The sequence below is a fragment of the Amycolatopsis sp. NPDC001319 genome, assembly GCF_042896185.1.
Taxonomy (GTDB): Bacteria; Actinomycetota; Actinomycetes; order Mycobacteriales; family Pseudonocardiaceae; genus Amycolatopsis.
In genome coordinates this window covers 340310-358377 of record NZ_JBIAWY010000001.1, presented here as the reverse complement: position 1 = coordinate 358377, position 18068 = coordinate 340310, and the positions used below count along the sequence as shown (strand labels likewise).

The 18068-nt window shown below is 70.8% G+C and carries 17 protein-coding genes; 14 read left to right on the top strand and 3 right to left on the bottom strand.

The window, feature by feature from the left end; all coding sequences use genetic code 11:
* Window positions 1–191 precede the first annotated feature (191 nt).
* The 10 genes from ACFY1H_RS01725 to mobF all read left to right on the top strand — a co-directional run bounded on the left by ACFY1H_RS01725 (window position 192) and on the right by mobF (window position 12745).
* Window positions 192–533, top strand: a complete 342-nt coding sequence (locus ACFY1H_RS01725) for a helix-turn-helix domain-containing protein (protein ID WP_386943893.1) — start codon at window positions 192–194, stop codon at window positions 531–533.
* Window positions 533–2578, top strand: coding sequence for a type IV secretory system conjugative DNA transfer family protein (locus ACFY1H_RS01720; protein WP_386943891.1), 2046 nt, complete (start codon window positions 533–535; stop codon window positions 2576–2578). The genes ACFY1H_RS01725 and ACFY1H_RS01720 overlap by 1 nt, the downstream gene beginning before the upstream one ends.
* The gene (locus tag ACFY1H_RS01715) at window positions 2575–2958 is read left to right on the top strand and encodes an SsgA family sporulation/cell division regulator (RefSeq protein WP_386943889.1); all 384 of its coding nucleotides are present in this window, start codon (window positions 2575–2577) and stop codon (window positions 2956–2958) included. Before ACFY1H_RS01720 ends, ACFY1H_RS01715 begins: the two co-directional genes overlap by 4 nt.
* Window positions 2955–3113 (top strand): hypothetical protein, encoded by a 159-nt coding sequence (locus ACFY1H_RS01710; RefSeq protein WP_386943887.1) that lies wholly within the window; start codon window positions 2955–2957, stop codon window positions 3111–3113. The genes ACFY1H_RS01715 and ACFY1H_RS01710 overlap by 4 nt, the downstream gene beginning before the upstream one ends.
* Window positions 3110–3520 carry a hypothetical protein gene (locus ACFY1H_RS01705; RefSeq protein ID WP_386943886.1) on the top strand — a complete coding sequence of 137 codons (411 nt, stop codon included), beginning with the start codon at window positions 3110–3112 and terminating at the stop codon, window positions 3518–3520. Before ACFY1H_RS01710 ends, ACFY1H_RS01705 begins: the two co-directional genes overlap by 4 nt.
* The gene (locus ACFY1H_RS01700) at window positions 3517–3726 is read left to right on the top strand and encodes a hypothetical protein (RefSeq protein WP_386943884.1); all 210 of its coding nucleotides are present in this window, start codon (window positions 3517–3519) and stop codon (window positions 3724–3726) included. The genes ACFY1H_RS01705 and ACFY1H_RS01700 overlap by 4 nt, the downstream gene beginning before the upstream one ends.
* Window positions 3723–4475: a hypothetical protein gene (locus tag ACFY1H_RS01695; RefSeq protein WP_386943882.1), complete on the top strand. Its 753-nt coding sequence runs from the start codon at window positions 3723–3725 to the stop codon at window positions 4473–4475. The genes ACFY1H_RS01700 and ACFY1H_RS01695 overlap by 4 nt, the downstream gene beginning before the upstream one ends.
* Window positions 4472–7093, top strand: coding sequence for a hypothetical protein (locus tag ACFY1H_RS01690; protein WP_386943881.1), 2622 nt, complete (start codon window positions 4472–4474; stop codon window positions 7091–7093). The genes ACFY1H_RS01695 and ACFY1H_RS01690 overlap by 4 nt, the downstream gene beginning before the upstream one ends.
* A 50-nt stretch (window positions 7094–7143) precedes the next feature.
* Window positions 7144–8055, top strand: a complete 912-nt coding sequence (locus tag ACFY1H_RS01685; protein WP_386943879.1) for a DUF2637 domain-containing protein — start codon at window positions 7144–7146, stop codon at window positions 8053–8055.
* Window positions 8056–8275: 220 nt separating this feature from the next.
* Window positions 8276–12745 carry a MobF family relaxase gene (gene mobF, locus ACFY1H_RS01680; RefSeq protein ID WP_386943877.1) on the top strand — a complete coding sequence of 1490 codons (4470 nt, stop codon included), beginning with the start codon at window positions 8276–8278 and terminating at the stop codon, window positions 12743–12745.
* A gap of 4 nt (window positions 12746–12749) precedes the next feature.
* Here mobF and ACFY1H_RS01675 read toward each other — a convergent pair whose 3' ends face one another.
* The gene (locus ACFY1H_RS01675) at window positions 12750–13163 is read right to left on the bottom strand and encodes a hypothetical protein (protein ID WP_386943875.1); all 414 of its coding nucleotides are present in this window, start codon (window positions 13161–13163) and stop codon (window positions 12750–12752) included.
* A 374-nt stretch (window positions 13164–13537) separates the two neighbouring features.
* Between ACFY1H_RS01675 and ACFY1H_RS01670 the strand changes: the two genes are divergently transcribed.
* The 4 genes from ACFY1H_RS01670 (at window position 13538) to ACFY1H_RS01655 (ending at window position 15452) form a co-directional block, all read left to right on the top strand.
* A complete protein-coding gene (locus tag ACFY1H_RS01670) occupies window positions 13538–13777 on the top strand; it encodes a hypothetical protein (protein WP_386943873.1) in 240 nt (79 codons plus the stop codon).
* 221 nt (window positions 13778–13998) lie between these two features.
* Window positions 13999–14595 (top strand): hypothetical protein, encoded by a 597-nt coding sequence (locus ACFY1H_RS01665; protein ID WP_386943871.1) that lies wholly within the window; start codon window positions 13999–14001, stop codon window positions 14593–14595.
* A 29-nt stretch (window positions 14596–14624) separates the two neighbouring features.
* On the top strand, window positions 14625–14798 hold the full coding sequence (locus tag ACFY1H_RS01660; protein WP_386943869.1) for a hypothetical protein: 174 nt from the start codon (window positions 14625–14627) through the stop codon (window positions 14796–14798).
* A 375-nt stretch (window positions 14799–15173) separates the two neighbouring features.
* The gene (locus ACFY1H_RS01655) at window positions 15174–15452 is read left to right on the top strand and encodes a hypothetical protein (protein ID WP_386943867.1); all 279 of its coding nucleotides are present in this window, start codon (window positions 15174–15176) and stop codon (window positions 15450–15452) included.
* 97 nt (window positions 15453–15549) lie between these two features.
* Here ACFY1H_RS01655 and istB read toward each other — a convergent pair whose 3' ends face one another.
* Together istB and istA are read right to left on the bottom strand one after the other, a co-directional pair.
* Complete coding sequence (gene istB / locus ACFY1H_RS01650) at window positions 15550–16365, bottom strand: IS21-like element helper ATPase IstB (protein ID WP_386943865.1); 816 nt, start codon at window positions 16363–16365, stop codon at window positions 15550–15552.
* Window positions 16362–18011, bottom strand: coding sequence for an IS21 family transposase (gene istA, locus ACFY1H_RS01645; RefSeq protein ID WP_386943863.1), 1650 nt, complete (start codon window positions 18009–18011; stop codon window positions 16362–16364). Before istA ends, istB begins: the two co-directional genes overlap by 4 nt.
* Window positions 18012–18068 lie beyond the last annotated feature (57 nt).

Genomic DNA, 18068 nt, shown 5'->3' with positions numbered 1-18068 from the left:
GTGCTGTCCAAGCTAGGCAGCCTAGACAAGCAGTTGACGTGGCTAGCCATGCTGGGTATCTTCAAACATGTCCAGGCAGCCTAGACAAGTTCGGATGGCTGGAGCAGGAGAGACAAAGCGACCCGGGCGGGGGTGCCACCCCGCCCGGGCCTCGCATCGGACATTTGGAGACCCAGATGCAGGAACAAGCTATGACACGCGAGATGCAGGCCGCTCGCGGCCAGACCCGTGAACTGCTTCGCGATCTTGCACTTCAGGCTGCGATGAGGAAGCGCATGGCCGGAGTGCCGACGTACACGGTGCCGGAGGCCGCAGCATTGCTCAGCCTCTCCCAGGAGTACGTCTATCGCCTGATCCACGCCGACGCGTTCCCAGCGCTCCGGCTTCGTCGAGGAGCAGGGCAGGGCCGCTACGTCGTGCCGGCGAAAGCCGTCGAGCAGCTGCTCGACTTCGCCGCGAATGCCGGCAACTGCGTTGATGTCGCCGAGTGGGTCGACGCCTGGCGTGCGACTTCGGCTGGGGGTGCGGCCTGATGCGGACGTTCAAGGCGTTTCTGCTGTCGGCGGTGCTGATCGGGTCGGGCGTGCTGGCCAGTGGGTGGCACGTCAAGGTGGCGGCGATCTGGCCGTGGCTGGTGACCGTCGGTGTGGCTGCGGGTGTGCTGGGCTTGGCGGAGTTGATGAAGGGCAACGCGGCCCGGACGGTGACGGTGGCGGCCGGCCTGGTGGGGCTGTCGCTGTGGTTCCTCGGTTGGGTGCCGGTGGAGACGCCGGGCTACGGCGTGTGGCCGTGGGGCCTGATCCTGGGTGGCCCGGTCCTGCTGGTGGCCGCGGTCCTGGGCCTGCGGTCCCGGGGTGGTTCGCGGGGCCTGATCGGCCGGTGGTCGCGCCGTTCGCGCCGCAATGATGGTGTGGCGTCGCGGTGGCAGATCTGGCGGGTCGCCTCGAAGCACGCGATGCGCCGGAAGGCGAAGTCGTTGAAGCCGAGCCTGCGGCAGGTGTCGTGGTGGGCCCGTCTTCGGACGCCGGTGACGGAGTACGCGACGCGGCTGGCGCGGGTGGGTTGGCAGTGGATCTGGTCGCCGGTTGAGGACGTGACGCTGCGCGTTGGTGGTCCGCGTACCGGCAAGACGGGTGAGCTGGCGGGCCGGATCCTGGACGCGCCGGGCGCGGTGATCGCGACCTCGACCCGCACGGACCTGATCGACCTGACCGCCGCGGTGCGCCGTGGCCGGGGCCCGGTGTACGTGTTCAACCCGTCGGGGTTGGGCAAGCTCGCCTCGACGATCACGTTCGACCCGCTGGCAGGCTGTTCCTCGCCGGTGACCGCGACCCACCGGGCGAGTGACCTGTTGCCGGCGGCGGGTGGGGACTCCGAGCGCGAGTACTGGGTGTCGCAGGCCTCCCGCGCGCTGGCTGCGTTGCTGCACGCCGCGGCGCTGGGTGAGCTGACGATGCGGGACGTGCTCGGGTGGGTCGCCGACCCGGAGGGCTCGACCGAGGAGGTCCTGCGCCTGCTGCGCCGGTCGCCGGAACCGGCGTTCGAGCAGGACGCCCGCCAGTTCCTGACCACGAACGAGCGCACGCGCTCCTCGATCACCACGACCGTCATGCCCGCGCTGGGCTGGCTGACCGACCCGACCGCGTCGGCGGCGGCCGAGGGCGGCAGCTTCGACGTCGAGCAGCTGCTGGCCGAGCACGGCACCGTGTACATGCTCGGCGCCGAGGAAGGCCACACCGCTCCGCTGGTGGCGGCGTTGACCGCGCACATCGCCCGGGAGGCCCGCTGGATCGCGTCGGAACAGCCCGGCGGCCGGCTTGACCCGGCGCTGACGCTGGTCCTGGACGAGGCCGCGCTGATCTGCCCGATTCCGCTGGACAAGTGGACCGCGGACATGGGTGGCCGCAACGTCACCATCCACATCGGAGCCCAGTCCCGCGCCCAGCTGATCCAGCGGTGGGGCACCACCGGGGCGGCGTCGATCATGACGAACTCGGCGACCGTGCTGGTTCTGGGCGGCTCCCGCGACCCGGACGACCTCAACGCCTATTCGCTGCTCACCGCCGACCGCGACGAGCACGTCGAGACCGAAGACGCCGACGGGAACGTCACCGGCCGCTCGCTGCGCAAGGTGCCGGTGCTCTCACCCGGGCAGATCTCCCAGCTGCCGGCCATGCACGCGGTGATCATCCGCCGGGGCATGCCCGCCGCGGTGGGGAAGCTGCACATGGCGTGGACGCGCCGCGACGTCAAGGCCGCTGCCCGCGCCGAGCGCAACGCCGCCCTGCTCGAGCGGTGGCTGGAGCGCCGCGACGTGTGGGCGATCCGGTTCGCAGCGTTCGTCGATGCGCTGGCCGACAAGGTCGAGCCGTGGGTGGCGCGGATGCAGGAGCGCACCGCCAAGCCCGGCACGACCGCCGACACCGACAGCGCGTGGCGCCCGGTGCTCGCGACCGCGACCCGGCTGGATGACGAGGAGTCCCTGGCCCGGCTGGATGCCGAGCTGGACGCCGAGTTCTCCACCACCCCCGGTACCGAGCACGCCGGCGACGACGAGTCGGAGGGGGAAGCCCGATGAGCGCCTTCACGGTGCAGCTGCCCGCTTTGCTGGAGAACGGGCACGCCACGATCTCGGCCAGCTACGACGCGAGCGAGCCCTACGCGATCACGTTCGGATTCGACGCGGTGCAGCCCGGCCTGGAGTGGGCGGTCAGCCGGGAACTGCTGGCGGACGCCCTGATCTACGGCACCGCCGGGGTCGGCGATCTGAAGGTCATCGCCCGCGGGGACCTGGTCGTGCTCGGCATGGTCACGCCGAACGGCGCCGGCACGGTGCTGCTGCGCCGCGACGACGTCGAGATTCTCGTGGCCCAGGCCCACCGGATCGTGCGGCCCGGGTGCGAGTCGCAGCACCTCGACTGGTCGGACACGGCCGAGTTCCCGGGGGTGGCGCTGTGAACCCCGCCCCGACCGGCGGCCGGCCCGACCCGGCGCCGACCGAACCGGCGTGGGCGCTGCACGCCGCGCTCACCAGCCCCGCCGCCGAGGCCCAGCACCGCAACCGCCTCGCCGCCGCCCGCACCGAGACTTCCCGGAAGAAGGCCACCCGATGATGCTCACCGCGATCAACGCGCAGTTCGACGACCTCGACGAATTCACCACCTTCCGCGCTGACCTGGATGCCTACCTGAAGGTGCTGAGCACCCTGTTTGCCCAGGCTTCGAGCACGAAGTCGGCGCTGATCGAGCTGCACGCCTCGATCCTGCGCCACGCGCGCAGCGAGCTCGCCCCGAAGGAGCACCTGGCCGCGGCGGCGGTCCTGTTCGGGCTGACCCGCGCGGTGCAGCAGGCCCGACGCGCGATTCCCGACTCCGCCGTGTTCAACACCGTCGCCTACATCGTGCAGGCCACCCGGACCCGCATCTACCAAGCCGAGCATGGCGAGCACCTGGAGCTGGCTCGTTCGTGGATGGCGCACGTCTACCTCGCCGGTGACGTCGAGGGCGGTGACCCCCGATGACGACCACAACCGCGATCGCGCGGGTGTGGCTGGCGGCCGGGCCCGGCGCGAGCCCGGCGCCGGCGGACCGCCCGACCGTGCGCGATGACCTGATGCGCCAGTGGTGCCCCGGCCCGGACGGGCGCTGGCACACCCCCGACGGCCGGCACCACGCCGACTGGACCGAGCTGCACACCCGCTACGACCTCGTGGAGGTGACCCGATGAGCACCGACAACACCACCCCGACCCCCGCGGGCGCCGGGCCCGCGAACCCCAACGGCACCAACGGTTCGAACCCGGACAGCACCGTGCGCGCGGTGTGGGGCCTCGCCAAGGAGGTCGAGGGCCTGCGCACCCAGTTCGCCGAGCAGGTGAGCGAGCTGCGGACCACGGTGGAGCCGCTGAAGCTGATGCCGGAGAAGGTCTCGACGCTGGCCCGCACGGTCCGCGCGATCGCTGACCAGCTCGCCGGAGCCGACGCCGCCACGCCGTCGTGGTCGTGGCTGGACCTGCCCGGCGGTATCGACGCCGCGCAGACCATGCTCACCGAGCTGACGGTGTGGCTGCGGGAGATCTTCCTGCGCTACCCCGACGCGGCCGGCGCGCTGCCCGAGTGCTGGATGTGGCACCCCGACATCGTCGAGGAACTCGTGTGGCTGGCCGCTGCGTGGCACGCCGCCTACCGCGACGACGACGCCACCGTCGCCCGCGCCGCCGACTGGCACGACCGCTACCGGCCCGGCGTGGTCCGCCGGATCAAGTCCAGCGCCACCGGGTGTTCGCTGGAGAACCACCAGGACGGTGGACCCGCGCACCGTCCGGCGCCGGTGGTGCCGATGGGCGAAGCCCTCGCCCCGATCGCGCTGTGGTGGGCCGAGGAACGCGACAACCCCGCCCCGACACCGACCGCCGACCAGCTCGCCGCCGCCCAGGCCGCGGCCCGCCAGCGCCGCAACGGTGGTGGTCGGCGATGAGCAGCCTGTTCTCCCGGATCCGCAACAGCATCAACCGCCACGGCCGTTACACCGCGCGCCTGGACGACGGGCGGGTGATCTCCACCGATTCGCCGGTCGAGATGCTGAACCTGTTCGCCGACACCGTTCGCCAGACCGGTTTCGGCCCGCGCACCACCGACTTCGACGGCCGCCACAACGCCGACGAACTGGAGGCGCTGGAGCACCTGTTCACCGACGCCCGCCCAGAGCCGGGCACACCTGCCGAGGCCGAGTGGGCCGGCGCCGTCGCCCGCTATCTCGACACATCTGGCAACTACCGCCAGACCGGCGGCACGGCAGCCGAGCCCGCCGGGCGGACGGATGAGGCCACCGCCGGATTCGAGTGGGGCATGTTCGCCCGCGAGGCGATGCCGCAGTCGGTGATCGACGCCTACCGGCAGCTCAGTGAGCAGCGTGGCACGCCGGTCGACGTCGAGGCCGTCCGCACGGCGATCGACGCGGAGCTGCGCGAGCACGAATTGCGCCGTGCCCAGGCCGAGATGACCCACCCGGATGATCCCGCCTACGACGACCTGGTCGCCGAGGCGGCGTGGCGGCAGGACAACCAGGGGATGTCGTTGGCGGAATTCGTGGAGGACTGGCGCGCGGCAACCCACGATGTCGGCGAGGCCGACGTCAACGACGCCTGGGGACCGGGTGACCCCTCACCGGTGTCGGACCTGCCCGAACGGGCGCCGGCGCCGGGCAGCTGGATCGCGCGCAACCTCCAGTCGGAACCGAACCTCGTTGCGGGGCAGGCGATCGACCGGTATCGCGAGCTGCGCGCCGCCGGGATGGACGAGGCATCGGCGCTGGCTCAGATCGGGCCCGAGCGGTCGCTTGCGGGACAGGCCGCGATCGGGTTCGCGTACATGAGCGGCAACGGCTTCGACGAGGCTGAGGCTCGCGTGCAAGCGGTCCACGACGCGGTGCTGGCCGAGGCCGTCGAGCAGGGCCGCGAGATCTCGCGCGAGAGTGCCCCCACGGAGCGGGTGCCGCGTCCGGAGTGGATGGACGAGCTGGAACAGGCCGCGACCCGTGTGGTGGCCGAACGCCTCCACGACCAGGCCGTCCTGCGCGACCTCGATGCGGCAGCCGAGCCAGACCCGGCCCGGCGGGCCGAACTGGAGGTCGAGGCCCGGGCGCTGGCCGAGCGGGCCGAGGCCTTCACCTCGTGGGCAGCCGAGCGGGGCCAGAGCAACGACGCGATGCGGGAGCTGGAGATCCAGCACGCCGTCGACGGGGTCCGCGACCTGGCCAGGACCGCCACGCTCGACACCGCCGACGGGCTTGACCCGGTCGATGAGCAGGACCAGGGCATGCCCGAACCGAGCCGTGGGCGTGAAGACGATGTCGAGACGGTGGTCATCGACCCGACCAACCTGATGCCGGCCGTGGACGCCCTGCGCAACTACGGGATCGCCGACGCAGCGATCACGGCCTACGACGAACAGCGCGCCAGCGGCCTCGACGACGACACCGCCCTGCAGACCGTGCTGGCCATGCAGGACTCCACCGACCGCGACCTCGCCGCGGACACCATCCGCCAGTGGCGCGACGCGCTCGACGCCGGCATGGAGCCGGAAGCTGCGCGCTCACACGCGGTCGTGGAAGCGGCCGATCGCGCCACACCCCGGATCAGCGCCGAGCAGGCGGCCGCCGTGGCTGCCGCGTTCGCTGCGCCTGTCTCCGACGCGGCAGCTACCGCTCCGCAGGCGGCCGAAGAGTTCGTCGGTGAGGCCGACGTCAACGACGCCGCGTGGCGCTTCGCCGGCGTCGACGACGCGGACTGGCGGTGGAACCCGGCTGCGTCCTCGCTCGTGCCCGAGCGGGAACCGGAGCCGGGTAGCTGGATCGCGCGCCACCTCCCGGCCACACCGGTGCTTGCCGTGGCCGACGACTACGAGCCCGACGTGCTCACACCGGAGGAAGACGAGTCCGAACAGCTCGACTACGACGCCGGCGAGGAAGGTACCCGCCCCTACACCGGCATGGCCGAACCGATGGTCGTCAACCAGTCCGGCGTGCTGCGCAACTGGGACGCCGAAGCCACCGACACGTTCGAGGATGCCGGTCCGGCGGCGCGCAGCGCCGAGCCGTGGGTCGCCGAGTACTGGGCCGCAGTGCACGCCGAACTCGATCGCGTCGCCCCCGCGGGGACGCCGGAACGGGCACGGGCGGTGTGGGCCGAAGCAACCGAGATCAGTAACCACGTGCTCAGCTGCACTCTGCCCTCACACCAGTGCGAGACCTGCGACGCCAACGACCACAGCGACGGAGTGTTCTGGGAGACCGAAGTCCCAGCCGCTCGGCGCCTGATCCACGACGAGGCACCCACCAGCCAGCCCGACGCCGTCGGCAGCGACACCGCCGACGTGCTCGACCGGATCGACGACGTCCTCGCCGAGCCCGAGCCGGCGCCGCTGGCCGAAGTGGTCGAGCAGTGCGGGCGCGCGGTCGACGACGCGGCCGACGCGATGCGCCGGTGCGAAGCCGTGGCCGAGGACACCGATCGCGCCGAGCGACTGGCGCGCTGGAGCGTCGAGGACGCGAGCGAGCGCACCGACGAGAGCACCGAAGGGTGGGAGCGCGCGTGAGCACGCACAGCACCAAGGAGAAGGCGACGCCGGCGACGGTAGCAGTGTTCGTGGCGGGGTTGCTGGTGGCGATGGGTGCGGCGGCGGCGACGGCGCATGGCCTGTTCGAGGTCGCGGTGGCGTCCGGCGTCCCGGGTGAGATCGCCTGGATTTACCCGCTGATCACCGACGGTCTGGCCATCGTCGCCTACGCGGCAACGTCGCGACTGGAGACGAAGGGCCGCCGCTACGCGTGGTCGGTGGTGATTCTCGCCGCGGGTCTGTCCGGGCTGGCACAAGCGAGCTATCTGGCCGGTGGCATTGGCGCGCCGGTTGATCCGCGCGTGCTCGCAGCTGCAGCGGCGGCCGGCGTGGAGGCAGTCACGCCAGCGTCGAGCCTGCTGCGGTTCGGGGTCGGGGCGTGGCCGGCGTTGGCGGCGGCGATCGTGGCGCACCTGTTGTTCATGCTCGCTACCGCGCGCCGTACGGACGCCGACACCGTGGCAGTGGACGCGGGCGTGAAGGCCACGCCGGGTGCCGCGGTCGCGGTCACCGATCGGGTCGCGTCGTCCGGTCCGGCCGTTCAGTCGGACCGGGTCCAGGGTCCCGTCGTCCAGTCGCTGTCCGTCCAACCTGGCTCCGTACAGCCGGGGCCGTTGAACGTGTCGCCGTCGCGTGCGTCGAGTGGACGTACAGCCGAGCAGGGTCCGGGAGTCCAGTCCGAGGGCGAGCGCGAGTTCGCCGAGGCGCCCGCCAAGCCGGAGCGTCCGGCCGTGGCGCCGTCCTCGCCGAAGAAGGATCGGGCGCGCGCGGTGGCGCGCCGGCACCAGGCCTTGCACGGCAACCTCCCGACCGTGGACGAGCTGATGTCTCTCGCCGAAGTCTCACGAGGAACCGCCGGAACCGCCCTGCAGGAACTCAGGCAGCAGCCCGCACCCCTCCACGTGATCACCGAACTCACCACTCAGCAGGCCAACTCATGAACCCAGCAACCGAGATCACCAAGCAGGACACCAGAAAGCCACTCAGGAAGACCAAGACTAAGTCACTCACCACGATTCCCAGCTCAAGGACAAAGACAAAGAACGATGCACACCTATGCATCACGATCTGTCGGGCCGGTGCGCCCTGGCGGGCGCCCGGGAACGCGACCCGCGCTGTTGATCTTGAGGTCCGCGCGTTGATCTTGGTTGAGGGGGCGAAATGCTGACGGTGTCGAACGGTTACTCGGTCAAATACCTCACGGACGAGGTCGCGAAGGGGCGCGAGAACTACTACACCGACGCGGTCGCGGCGGGGGAGCCGCCGGGGCGTTGGTACGGCGCCGGCGCGGAGAAACTGGGGCTCGTGGGGCTCGTCGACGAGCAGGACATGCGCGCGGTCTACGAGTGCTTCGTCGACCCGCGGGATGAGGCGTTCAGCGATCCGGCTCGGTGGGGCGAGGCGTCCACTCTCGGGCACACCGGCCGGAAGTATCCGACGGAGGACGAGTTGTACGCCGCTGCGTTGGACGCCGAGCCGGGGGCGACGGCTGAACGCCGGACTGAACTTCGGCTGGAGGCGGGGAAGGCGGCGCGGAAGAACGTGGCCTTTTTGGACGCCACGTTCAGCGTTCAGAAGTCGGTGACGGTCCTGCATACCTCGTTCGAGGCGCAGCAGGTTCAGGCTGAACGGACGGCTGAACGCCTCTCGGACGCGCTGGCCGCGGCGGCCGGCTCGGGGACGGATCCGGCCGAGTTGGCGGAGCTGGCGCGCCAACGGGACGACGCGGCCGCGGTCGCGGCGTCGTGGCGGGCGCACCGCGACGCGGTGGAGGACGCGATCTGGGCCGGGAACCGGGCGTCGTTGGATTATCTGTCTGAGCGCGCCGGCTACTCGCGGGTGGGTCACCACGGCGGTGCCGCCGGCCGGTTCATCGACGCGCACGATGTGGTTGTGGCGTCGTTCTTTCAGCACGACTCGCGCAACCACGACCCGCAGCTGCACATCCACAACGCGATCCTCAACCGCGTGCAGGGCGCTGATGGGCAGTGGCGCACCCTCGACGGGCGTGCCCTCTACGCCCACCGCGGCGCGGCGGCGGCGGTGGGGGAGCGCACTACCGAGGAGCACCTGGCGAAGGCGCTGGGTGTGCGGTTCGCGGCCCGGCCGGATGGCAAGGCCCGCGAGGTGGTCGGGATCGATCAGCGGGTGATGGACCTGTTCGCCTCGCGCCGGCGCGCGATCACGAAGAAGACCACGGCCCTCGTCGAGCAGTTCGAGTCCCGCTTCGGGCGCGAGCCGAACTCGCTGGAGCTGGACCGGCTGCAGCGTCAGGCCACCTTCGCTACCCGCAAGGCCAAGTCCCACGACGGCGAGACCACCGAAGCACGGCTCGAGCGCTGGGACCGTGAGCTGCGCGCCGAGGTCGCCGACGGCCTGGCCGGGGTCGCCCGCGACGTGCTGAACCTGACCCACGAGCCCCGCGAGGCGGTTTCGTGGTCGCCGGAGGCGGTGCTCAAGACCGCCCTGGCCGATGTGCAGGCGACCAAGTCCGGCTGGACCGCGCCGGACCTGACCCGCGCGATCAGCGACGCCCTGCCGGATCAGCTCGGCGACCTTGACGGCGCCGAGGTGACGCGCCTGCTGGACACGCTGACCGCCGAAGGCCTGAAGTTGGCGACCCCGCTGGCCACCGACCGCCCCGGTGTCGCGGTGCTGCCCGATGAGCTCAAGCTCGCCAACGGCCAGTCCGCCTACGAGGCCCCGGGCCGCAAGCTGTACGCGACCCCGGAGCACATCCACACCGAGCGCGCGCTCGCCGCGGCGACCGCCCGCGGCGGCGCCCCAGCACTGGACGTCGCCGCTGTCGACGGGTTCGTGGCGGCGCTCACCGACACCGGCATGGTCCTGGGCGCGGACCAGGCCGCCGCGGTGCGCGGCGTTCTGGCCTCCGGGGCGGCTGTCGAGTCGCTGGTCGGACCGGCCGGGACCGGGAAGTCGTTTGTGGTCGGTGCCCTGGCGAAAGCGTGGCAGGACCCCGCCTTGTGGGACGGGGCGCCGCGCCGCGTCGTGGGGCTCGCGTCCAGCCAGGTCGCGACCGACGTGCTCGCCGGCGAAGGCCTCACCGCCTGCAACATCGCCCGCTGGCTGGGCACGCAAGCCAAGCTCGCCGAGGGCTCCACTCACCCCGAGAACATCGAGTGGCAGCTCAACCCCGGCGACCTCGTGGTGGTCGACGAGTCGGCGATGGCCAACACCGCCGACCTCGCCCGCATCCACCACCACGTCGCCCAAGCCGGAGCGAAGCTCCTGCTCACCGGGGACCACCGCCAGCTCGCCGCCGTCGGCGCCGGCGGCGGCATGCAGCTGATGGCCGAGGCCGGCGCGGCCTACGAGCTGACCGAGGTCCGCCGCTTCGCCGCCGAATGGGAACGCGCCGCGTCGCTGCGGCTGCGCGAGGGCGATGAGACCGTGCTGGGGGAGTACCACAAGTACGGCCGGATCCTCGACGGCGGAACCCGCGAACAGGCAGAGGCCACCGCCGCCAAAGCGTGGCTCGGCGACACCCTCGCCGGGAAGCACTCGATCCTCATCGTGGACAGCAACGAGCAGGCCGCGCACCTGTGCGCCGAGCTGCGCCGCGAGCTCGTGCGCCTGGGCAAGGTCGCCGAGACTGGGGTGCCGCTGGACAAGCAGGGCACCTATGCCGGCGTCGGCGATCTGGTGCAGGCCCGCTGCAACGGCTGGAACCTCGCCGGGGTGGAGGGCAACCGCGAGGTGCCCATCAACCGCAAGCAGTACCGCGTCCTGGACGCCCGCGAGGACGGCAGCCTCATCGTGGCCCTCGTGCTCGGCCGCGAGGACGGGGTCGGCGAGGTGCTGGGGGAGCGGATCACGTTGCCTGCTAGCTACGTGACCGAGCACATGACCCTCGGCTACGCCTCCACCGTCCACAGTGCACAAGGCCTCACGGTGGACACCGCGCACTCGGTCGTGACCGAGTCGACCGGGCAGGAAGCCCTCTACGTAGGGCTCACCCGCGGCCGCCACGGCAACACCGCCCACGTCGCCACGACCGCCGTGCCGGTCGACGCTCCTGACGGGGCGGCGCTGGAAGCCGTGCACCGCAACCCGTCTGCGGTCCTGGCGGGCGCGTTCACCGGCACCGGGCCGCAGCGCTCCGCGCTGGCCGAGGCCACCGAGTCCGCCGCGGAAACCGAGGCGATCCGCGCCCCGGCGGAACTGCTGGCCGACGCCACCGAGCTCGCCACCGCCGGCCGCACCGCCCGCTGGCTCGACGCGCTGGTCGACGAGGGCACGCTCACGGAAAACCAGCGCGCCCGCATCGCCGCCGAGGACGGCGGCCCGACGCTGGCGCGGTTGCTGCGCCGGGTCGAGCTGGCCGGGCACGACCCGCGCCAGGTGCTCACCGAGGCGGTCACCACGCGCCCGTTGTCGGGGGCGCGGCAGCTGACGAACGTGCTGCACCACCGCATCGCCGAGTCTGTCACCCTCGACCCGGTCGGGGACTCCTACGCCGACCGGATTCCGCAGGTCGAGGACCCGCAGTGGGCTGCGTACCTGCGCAGCCTTGCCGATGCGGCCGACGCCCGTCAGCAGGAGCTCGGCCGCGGCCTGGCCGAGGAACCGCAGCAGTGGTCGGTCGAGGCCTTCGGGCCTGTCCCGGACGACCCGAACCTGCGGAAGGAGTGGATCAAGCAGGCCGGTTCGGTCGCGGCGTACCGCGAGCTGACCGGGCACGAAGACCCCGAGGCCGCGCTCGGTGCGGCGCCGAAGGCCGGGCAGGTTGAGGCCTATGCGGCGTGGCGTTCGGCGTGGCGGGCGCTGGGGCGGCCGGAGTCCGGCCGCGACGAGCTGGAGATGTCTGACGGGCAGCTGCTCGTGAGGATGCGCGCCTGGGAGCGGGAAAAGGCGTGGGGCCCGGAGTTCGTGGCCAACGAACTCGCCGGCACCCACCAGGCCATCGATACCCGCCGGCGCGAGGCCGCGCTCCGCCGCGCCGAAGCCGACGCCGCAACCGACGAGGGCGAGCGCGAGCGCCTGCTGCAGGAAGCCGGCGAGGCCGACGCGCTCGCCGACGTCCTCGCCGGACGCGCCGCCGAGCTGGAAGCGGCTGACGACGCGCGGGCGGCGTGGTACGCCCACACCGCCGAAACCCGCGCCGCGGCCGAACGAGCCGGGATCGAGCTTTCCGGCCGCAACGTCGACACCTCCCCGGACCCGCAGGTCACGGCCGATGAATGGCTCGACGCGCACCGCGCGCACATGGCCGCCGAGGACGTCCACCGCGACGTCACCGACGAACACGACCTGGCCGACGTCGTCAACCAGCGCACCGTCGACACCACGACGACCGAGCACGACACGGCGACTGAGGCTGACGAGGCGCCGGTGGTCGAGACCGGTGTCGACGACGTCCGCGACAGCGCTGCCGAGGAAGAGCCGGTCACCGACTCGGAGGAGGTCCAGGTGCCCTCGGCCGAGGAAACCGCCGAGGCGGTCGACCACGCCCAGCGGGCCCTGCGGGAGATCGAAGCCCGCCAATCGATCGATGCCCGGCATGCGGACGAGGAAGCGCAGTCCGCGGAAATGTACCGGCGCCACCACGACGACGCCGCCGCCACGGCCGCTGAGGCGGCCGTCGACGACGGCGAGGTCTACGCGCGATGAACGGTCAGCCTGGGATGTGGGCGGGGACGTCGATCGGCGGTTTCCCGCTGCGCTGCCACGCCCACCCCAGGGTGACCACGATCGACTCCAGCCAGCCGGTTCGCTCGACCAGCCACGCCGGCACCGGCCGACGGAACAGCAGCGCCTCCGCCGCCAAGCACTCGGCCTGGATTGTCTCCTCGTGCGCCAGGCCAGTGCGCCCAGTCACCGGCGCGTACGCGAGGAACGTGCGGCCGGTCTCCAACCGCACTGTGGCGCAAGCCAGCCAGCGGCACACGTCGACCACGCCGAGCGCGGCCCAGCTGCGCTCAACGTCGTAGCGCTGCTCGGCCGCGAACCACAGGCGCGCGAACTCGACCACCGGCACGTGCAGATTGCGCCGCGGGATCTTGTCGAAATCGCGTCCGGTCAGCTCCATACCTCGATGGTGACACGGGGCACCGACAAAAACACCAGCCCGAACGGGGCCGGCACGCCCACGCCGGTCGCCTCCACTGCCACCGCCCTCTGCGGGCGGAACACGGTGCCGCGTAAGCGCGGCCTGTGTCTTTTGAGCTTCGCAGCCCGGCTTAGCACGGCCCCCACTCACGATCAAGGGGCCCGAAAACTTTGTGGGCCCACAAAAAGCGCGTGGCCCCACAAACTTTTCGACCTGATCCCTTGATCGCGAGCCTCTGGGGCCGCGCCAGGCGCCGAAAAGGGCGACGGCAACTGCCGACGCCCAGCCCTACGGGCAGCGAAGAAAACCACTCGACCCACGCCCGGGCTCAGCCTGCGAACGGGAGATCACCCATGGCACAGAACAAGAAGAAGCCGACCGACGAGCAACTCGCCACGCGGCACGGCATGACCGCCGAGCAGTGGCGCCACGCCAAGACTCAGACCAAAGCCGCGCGCGGACGCGGCAAGCGGCCGGCCGGCACCGCCGGCGCCGAAACCAAGCTCGCCACCTGGGGCGCGGTCGAGGGCCAGGAACAGCTGTTCGCTTGCGACCCCAACGCCACCAACACCGGCCGGGGAGCAAACCGATGACCATCCGACCGTTCACCGCAAACTTCCAGGGCTGAAGCCCTGATCCCGACGACCTGGACTCCTGGCCCAACAGCGTCCGGGTCGAGGCAGTCGAGGGCTGCGACCCGACGATCACTGTCGCCGACGCCGAGCTGGACTACGCCGACTGCGCCGAGTCTCGCCAGCTGGTCGAGGTCGACACCAACTACAAGCCCACCCGCGACGGTGCCTACCCGGTGCGCTTGACCCGCGTCGACGCGATCACGTTCGCAACGGCCGTGGTCCGCGCGGCCGAGGACACCTTCCACGGGCTGCGATGCGGCCGCCTGCGTCCACACGAAGCCAAAGACGTGCTGGCCGTGGTCACGGAAGCCGAATATGCGCTGGCTGAGCTACGCGACCATGCGTTGGACGACCTGCTGCACGGTACAGGTCTCGTCGACGATCCCGTTGCCCCAGAGCTCCAGGTCGACGGCGACGACGGCAGCGACCAAGAGACCGAGGTACCGGTGTCCCAGCCGACCCCCGCGCTCGCCCGGTCGGCCACCACCGCCGAAACGCCCACGGAGCCAGCGGAACAGGACCAGAACCCGCACATGCCGGCGTCCACGCCCGAGCACGAGTTTGCCGACGCGCTCGGCGCGCTGTTCCCGCACGCGCTGCACACGATCGCCAGGTCCGACGCCTACGGCGCCCTCAAACACAAGGTCCTGCGCCGCTGTGGCGAGACCGGCGAGACCCCCGCCGACGTACTCGCCGAGATCTCCGAGGACGACCGCGCCTTCGCGCCGCGCGCTAACGACCCCGCCGCGTTCCTCGCCAGCCGCGTCGACTCCTGACACCCAAACTACGAGCGAAGGAGCACACCATGCCCACCGACGATCTCCGTGAGCCAATCAGCCAGCTCCGACGCATCGAGGCTGCGTTGCGCGTGGGCGTCGCTGTTCGCCTGCTCCAGTGGGCCGGCCTCGGCGACTGGCGGCACCTGTCCACCGACGGCCGCGCCCACGCCGGGGCCAGGGCGGTTGTCTTTGCCGCCTAGTTCTGGCCCCAGTTTTCCGGTGGGATTTGGCCCCAGCTGGGGTGTGGCGGGATGAGCCTCGCCTTGACGTGCTGCCGGTCATTCCGGGAAGTTTTGGCTCCACCCTGGTTGGGTGAAATTTCTCCGTGCGGTCGCGTCCGAGAAGGTCGCCCAGACGACAGAGGATTAGGTTGTGCGGGCCGGGTGCTCACGGACCTGCCCCCGACAGGGCAGCTCGCCGTGAGCAGCCGGCCCTTTTCGTTGCAGGGCCCCGACCTTGTGCCGGGTGCCAGCGAGCAGCACCACGATGTCACGATGGCTTGGTGTCGAACCCGGATACGGCGAATGGCGCAAATGCGGCAGGGTTGACGTGCTCACGGGCATATCGTGGGAGCTGTGTCGGATCCTTGGCTGCTCATCGAGGTGCTCGATGGGGAAGTCCCTGCGAGCGCATGGCGTCGCGCCTACGCTGACGTGTTGGTCGATGCGGCGATCGCCGATCGGGCCGTGCGGTGGTCGTGGCAGGTAAATGATCACGGCGTGGTGTTCGAGATCGTCTTCCGGACCGAACGCATCCGCGACGAGTTCTGCCACCGACTCTCGGTCAAAGCAGCACTCGACTCCACGCCGAATCCGCAACGCGGACTGAACATAATTCCAGGTGGTGGCGACTAGCTACCCCGCCACGCTCAACGAGTTCGGCGCGGCGCTTCGTCTCGTGGAATCGCGACGCTGACCAGCACATTCAGCATTAACCAGCCGCAGGACGTGGTCAGGCGCCGGTAAGACGCGCGGCTTGTTCGAGCAGGCGGGCCTGGGTGCTTTGCGCGCGGTAGGAGTCGCTGCCGGTCTCGATGATGGTGCCGTTGAAAGTCATCCGGTCGATCACCGCGCGGCAGAGCCGCTGGTCGGTGAAGGTTTTCGGCCATTCGGAGAACGGGGCGTTGGTCGCGACCGCGATGGCGCGGCGTTCCTCGCGGTCGGTGAACAGCTGGAACAGTAGTTTCGCGCCGACCTTGTCCAGTTCCATGTAGCCGAACTCGTCCAGGCAGAGCAGGTCGACCTTGTCGTAGCGGGCATAGACCCGGGTGAGCTGCTTGTCGTTCGCGGCCTCGGACAGCTCGTTGACCAGGTTCGCCGTAGTTGTGTAGCGGACCTTCAGGCCCGATTCGGCGATCGCGGTGCCGATCCCGATCAGCAGGTGGGTCTTGCCGGTGCCCGAGTCGCCGATGAGGCAGAGCGGCTGCCCTGCGGCGACCCAGCTGGGCTCGGTGAGGGTGTTGACCACTTCCTGGGAGATGTTCGGGTTGATCGTGAAGTCGAAGTCCTCGACGCGCTTGGGGCGGCGGAACTTTGCCTCGCGGACCAGCCGGGTGCGGCGGCGTTCGTCGCGGAGCTCGACCTCGGCTTCGAGCAGTTCCAGCAGGAACGTCTTGTAGGAGGCCTGCTCGCGCAGGGAGGACTCGGCGATCTCGCTGAAGCGCTCGCGGATCGTGGGCAGCGCAAGGTTGCGGCAGGCCTGGTCGATCAGGGCGTCGAGGCTGTCCATGCCGGGCAGGGTCTTGCGCTCGGCGGGGGCGATGGTCATGCGCTGGTGCCTTTCCGGCGTCGGGTGAGCAGTTGGTCGTAGATGGCCAGCGGAGGAAGCGGTCGTTCGGCCAGCTCCGGGACCCGCGGGTGCAGGGTGATCACTTCGGCGCCGCCACCGGGTGTGGTGGTGTGCAGGCGGGGATCCGGTGTGTCGTCGGTGATCGCGGGCATGACGATGGTGTCGATGCCCAGTTCGGCGCAGTCGGCGTCATCGAGCAGCGGCTGGGTGTCGCGGTGGGCCTTCTCCGCTTTGCGGGCCTCGACCGCGACCAGGTCCGGGCTGGTCCCGCAGACTTGCAGCGCCGTGGTGATCCCGGCGATCACGAATTCGGCCGCGAGCTGGCGGTGCAGCAGCAGGACCTGGATCAGCAGCCGGGTGCCGTCGCGGTCGCCGTGGGCTTCGCGCGCGGCGTTCCAGAACGCGTCGTGGACCGTGGTGAACGTGCCCTCGGCTCGCGCGGTGGCCAGTGCGGTCGATCCGGGCAGCGCGCCCGGCTTGCCTAGCAGGATCTCCAGGTAGTGGTCGAGGTTGTCGTGAGAGGAGCCGCGCTGGGTCATCCGCGGGTGCCGGGCGATCAGCGTGCCGCGGTCGAAGACCAGCAGGTCGTTGGCGCGCAACGACACCCGCACCTTGCGGCCGATGAACCGCGCCGGGACCGAGTAGAGGCTCTGGCGGACGGTGATCCGCGAGTCGCGGCCGACCTTCGGGGTGAACACCGCGCCGCAGTCGTAGTCGTCGCGCGGCAGGGGCGCGAGCAGGTCGGTCTCCTCGCGGAACTTGAACCCGACGGTGACCCGCTGGCCGTGGATGACCCGGTCCTCCTCGTCTAGGTCGATCCGTGCGCAGCGGGCGTTGAGTTCGTCGAGGCTGGCGACGTCGAGCACTGGGACCAGGTGGTTGCGCCGGAAACGGCCACCTTCCTGCTCGACTCCGCCCTTCTCGTGGGCGCCTTCCTGTCCGGGGATGCAGTAAAAGGCGTCGAAGCCGTAGAAGGAGCGGAACTGAGCCCAGCGCTCGGATTCGACCCGCTCCCGGCCGAAGCAGACCCGTGAGACGGCGGGCTTGAGGTTGTCGTAGCGGATGTGGCGGGTCGGGACCCCTCCCAGCGCAGCGAAGGCCTCGACATGGCCTTGCATGAACGCCTCCAGGGCCTCGGACTTGAAGACCCGGTGGATCGCCTTGCCCGAATACGACAGCCGCAGCGTGAACAGGTGGCACCTGGTCGCCTCGCCGTTGAGCCGCACCCAGACGTCGGCGAAGTCGACCTCGGCCTCCTCGCCCGGCTGGTGCTGCTGGGGCACCATGCCTTCGAGGTGGGCGTGCCCGGCTTTGGCCTCGGCGATGATCTCCGGGCGCCGGCGGGCGACGTACTCGTAGACCACCGTCTTGCCGACCTGATCGAACCCGTACTCGCTGATCAGCCGGTGGAAGATGCGGATCGTGGTGTGTTTCTGCTTGCGCGGCGCGGTCAGGTCCTCGCGCAGCATCTCGTCGATCCAGCCGTGAGCCGGTTCCAGTACCGACCGGCGCGGCGGTGGCTTCTTGCGTTCCTTCGGCACCGCGCTCTCCAGTGCTTCGCGCACCGTGCGGCGATGCACCCGATACCGGTCGGACAACGTCCGCACCGATACGTCCGGGTCCATCCGGCGATCACGACGAATGCGTGCGAATAGCTCCACGCGCGACAACGACAACTCAGG